This is a genomic window from Neobacillus drentensis (assembly GCF_036962765.1).
GTDB classification, from domain to species: domain Bacteria; phylum Bacillota; class Bacilli; order Bacillales; family Cytobacillaceae; genus Neobacillus; species Neobacillus drentensis_C.
On record NZ_JBALOS010000160.1, the window covers coordinates 2,308 to 6,151 of the forward strand.

The window sequence follows — 3,844 nt, forward strand, 5'->3', positions numbered from 1 at the left end:
CTTATATGAATTTAAAATGACAAACATTCATGTTTCTTACATTTCTTATATTGTTTAAGCAGGGTTAAACTATCATCTTGTTTTGTTCCTCTCAAAAAAGGGGGGAATACTGAAAACAGATTCCCCCTTAGTATGAAAACTACTGATAAAAATAGTATAAAATTGTAATATTGTATTGCGTTTGCATCTATTGTCTTCTAGAAGTACGGAGTCCTTTGGTTTCTAAACAAGCTGAAAAAAAGTCACTGAAGACAACTTTTTAAAATGCCCAGTTCCCATTTCGAAAAATGGGTTCGACACTTCCGTCAGGCAGCATCCCGTCAATATCCATTTCACTCGATCCAATCATAAAATCTACATGTGTCAAGCTTTCATTCAAACCGATTTCCGCAAGTTCTTCTTTAGACAACGTTTTTCCTTCTTTTAAACAAAACGGAAATCCTTCGCCAATTGCTAAGTGATTGGACGCATTTTCGTCAAAAAGCGTGTTATAAAAAATGGTGTTTGACTTTGAAATGGGCGACTGGTTCGGAACGAGGGCTATTTCCCCAAGGTACCGACTGCCTTCATCTGTTTCAATTAATTGTTTAAGTGTGTCGTACCCGTTTTCACAGGTAAAATCTACGATTTTGCCTTTCTTAAATGTTAAGGTAAAGTTCTCGATAAGTTTTCCTGCGTAACTTAACGGTTTTGTACTAGAAACCTTGCCATTTACACCGTATTTATTAGGAACCGTGAACACTTCTTCTGTAGGCATATTCGCAATGAATAAGGTCCCTTTTTCATTATGATTTCCTGCACTAACCCATATATGTTTTTCTGGCAGTTCCACGGTTAAATCGGTACCTGAGGCGCGATAATGCAGTGATTTGTATTTACGTTTAGTTAAATAATTTGCTTTCCTATCAAGAGCAGTTATATGTTCTTTCCATGCACCAATTGTATCCTCTTGATCAATTCTTGTTGCAGAGAAAATTGCATCCCAAAGTGCATTGATTCGATCTGTTTTGTCAATATTCGGGAACACTTTATCTGCCCAAGTCTGACAAGGGTAGGCGACAATCGTCCAGGCAATTTTATCATTCAACATATAAGTTCGAAACTTAGTAAGTGCAGTACCTGATGCTTTATTAAAATTTGAGATTCGCTCTGGTTCAATTCCATTTAATAGATCTGGGTTTCTTGAATCGATCACTAAAAATGCAGCATTCTTTTCAGCTAGCTCTTCACGCTGCATTACCCGGTAGGTTGGGAAGACGTTAAAAACTTCATCGGATGCCGATTCATACTTCATTCGGGTTAAAGCGTCATCATTCCATTCATAAATTACATCGCTTGCTCCGATTTCATATGCTCTTTTTGTTATTAATTTAACAAACTCGTAACTTTCAATCGAAGCTGATATAAATAAAATTTGCCCCTTTTGAACGTTTACTCCGATTTCAACTGCAAGTGAAGCATATTTTTCTAATTTATCTTGGAAAGTTCTCATATCATTTCCCCTTTGATATAATATAGATAATTTTACCATTTTCCAATCTCACATAACATACATACAACTAGAATATTTTCAATGTAGGCTTTGTCTAAAATGCACTGAATAGATTCATTTTCGAAAGAACCTAATATCTCTAACTAACAGGTGTCAATCATTATCGTTTTGATTTTTGCAAGGGAGATAAGTATGCCCGGATCTTTCGAAATCATCTTTGGACCTTTTCAGCATTCATCATCTTATGGATTTTTGTGCATGTTCTCGGGAAGGAGGCCATATTCCAAAAATCGTATCATCTTTTTATAGCTACAATTACGATGGGAACCATAGCAGGAAATCTAGCATTCAATATAAATATTAGGTTCCGTTATTTTAGTAATGCTTACACAGGCATTGCGCGGAAAAGATATCTTTTACATAAAAGAAGTGGAATGCGCGATTTTAGAAGTAAATGGTACTCTATCTGTTTAAAAAAAAGCGGAATACCAAAATGTAATGCGGAAAGATTTAAATTTAGTACCGCCATCCAACAAGATTCCAGTAGAATTGGTTATCAATGGAGAAATATTAGACCAAAATTTATCTAACCACCATTTCGACAAAGAATGGCTGCTGGCTGAAATAAAAAAGCGGTTATTGATTTTGTTTCGGGCTCGCCCATATTAGATGAACCATATCAGTCCAGTAGCTTTCTGTTTTATTGATTGTTAGGACAGATTCTCGAATTAATCCTAATATATTTCTCGTATGATGACATCCATTTAAACGGAATAAAAGTGGATCCAGTGTTTTTTGGAGAAAAGAAACGGCGGGATTGGAACTGATACCATGTTCCATTAAAAGAATTCTCCCATCTGGCTTGCACCAGTTATTGATTTTTTCCAATACCATTAAAGGATTTTCATAACTGCAAAATGATAAGGTTGAGACAATCGTGTCAAACGATTGATGGGGAAAGTCCATTTCTTCGATATCCCCACAAATAAAATCAGCATCTATTCGATGGAATTTCGCAGCTTCTTTCGCTTTTTCAAGCATTGCCATACTAAAGTCCATGGCCGTTACTCTTACTTCGGAAGAGTAAAATGGAAAATTCGCACCTGCTCCAGCTGCCAGCTCCAGAACATGACCTTTTGAATGACTTAAAAGTTGCTGACGCCAACGTTTTTGTGTGCTTCCTTCACTTTTTTTGGCATATTTGGCTGCCTGCTTATCAAAAATGCCAATTAACTTCTGTTTCTCCACTAAACTACCTCTCCTTCTAACCAAATTTATCAAAGCATTTCTTGGTGCTATTAATGAAGCAATCTTTTTGATACACCTAATTAGATCCCGGTTTCTCCATATCCGCATATAACATTCCGAATTTGCCCATAGTTTTTATTTTTAGGCCAACACCATATTTAGCTCTAATGCAAACAATTCTTACTTGTGCTCCAAGGAGACAAAGCCCAGCATTCACCAAATCAGGATTAAGATCAATATTCAGAATGTATGAGAAATTTTGAAATTGCATTAGAAATATTGCACAAAGGACTGTCGGGATCGTTGCTCTTTTCCATATACCAAATAAGTAAAGCGGGATTAGACTAAACATTACTAGCTATCCCTATCTATAGGTCCCCTACTTTATCAACCAGTTTTATTGAAAGATAGATCGTACAGCAGAAAACAAAAAGTGAGATAAAAAGAACTTTTGCCATCACTAATTTTTTTCGGCTTATTGGATATCCGAAGGCAAGAGAGATAGTTTTATTTTTATATTCATCTATTACAACATGATTAATAAGGGAGGCCCCAAAAAGAACAAATCCCATCTGCATTGATAATATAAGTTGGATGATCGTGGAATAGCTTTCACCAAAATCTGTACAAGTCTTTATAATGAAGAAAATTATGACTAGAGGTTTTTTCAGGAGGAAGATATTGTGTAGCCCTGCGAATAGCAGCATGAACTCTGGCTGTTAGTTCAATCATGGAAAATGGCTTACTTATATAATCATCAGCACCAAAACCAAGACCGAGCGCTTTTTCGAGGTCACTTCCTTTTGCTGAAATAATTAAAACAAGAACCATGCTTTTTTCTCTTATTCGTTTTAATACTTCCATTCCACTCAGTTTGGGCAGCATTAAATCCAGTAAAAGTAAATCAGGTTGTTTCATCAAAATGAGCTAATGCCTCTTCACCATCAAATACAGGGAATACTTTAAAATTCTCTTTCATGAGCGAATTCATAATTAATTGACTAACTTCTATGTCATCTTCAACAAGCAGAATACTTTTTTGCATCCTTTTTCACATCCGATCATGCATTAATAAATTGGTAAACAATTTTATTTATCTATACC

General features: G+C 35.6%; 2 protein-coding genes and 2 pseudogenes. 1 reads left to right on the top strand and 3 read right to left on the bottom strand.

Going from position 1 to position 3,844, the window contains the following annotated elements; translation table 11 throughout:
* Positions 1-259: 259 nt before the first annotated feature.
* Positions 260-1,492, bottom strand: a complete 1,233-nt coding sequence (locus tag V7137_RS19635; protein WP_335699636.1) for an aminopeptidase — start codon at positions 1,490-1,492, stop codon at positions 260-262.
* 381 nt (positions 1,493-1,873) lie between these two features.
* On the opposite strand from V7137_RS19635, the pseudogene V7137_RS30735 reads away from it, so the two are divergent.
* Positions 1,874-2,161, top strand: a pseudogene (locus tag V7137_RS30735) (DUF421 domain-containing protein).
* Here the strand turns inward: V7137_RS30735 and V7137_RS19640 are convergent.
* Positions 2,129-2,740, bottom strand: a complete 612-nt coding sequence (locus V7137_RS19640) for a class I SAM-dependent methyltransferase (protein WP_335699637.1) — start codon at positions 2,738-2,740, stop codon at positions 2,129-2,131. The pseudogene V7137_RS30735 and the gene V7137_RS19640 sit on opposite strands and share 33 nt — an antisense overlap.
* Positions 2,741-3,367: 627 nt before the next feature.
* Positions 3,368-3,785: pseudogene (locus V7137_RS19645) on the bottom strand (response regulator); the annotation flags it as partial.
* Positions 3,786-3,844: the final 59 nt, after the last annotated feature.

What these genes read in the sequence shown, in the direction of transcription:
- V7137_RS19635 (WP_335699636.1), bottom strand. Translation starts at nt 1,492, where the DNA reads ATGAGAACTTTCCAAGATAAATTAGAAAAATATGCTTCACTTGCAGTT.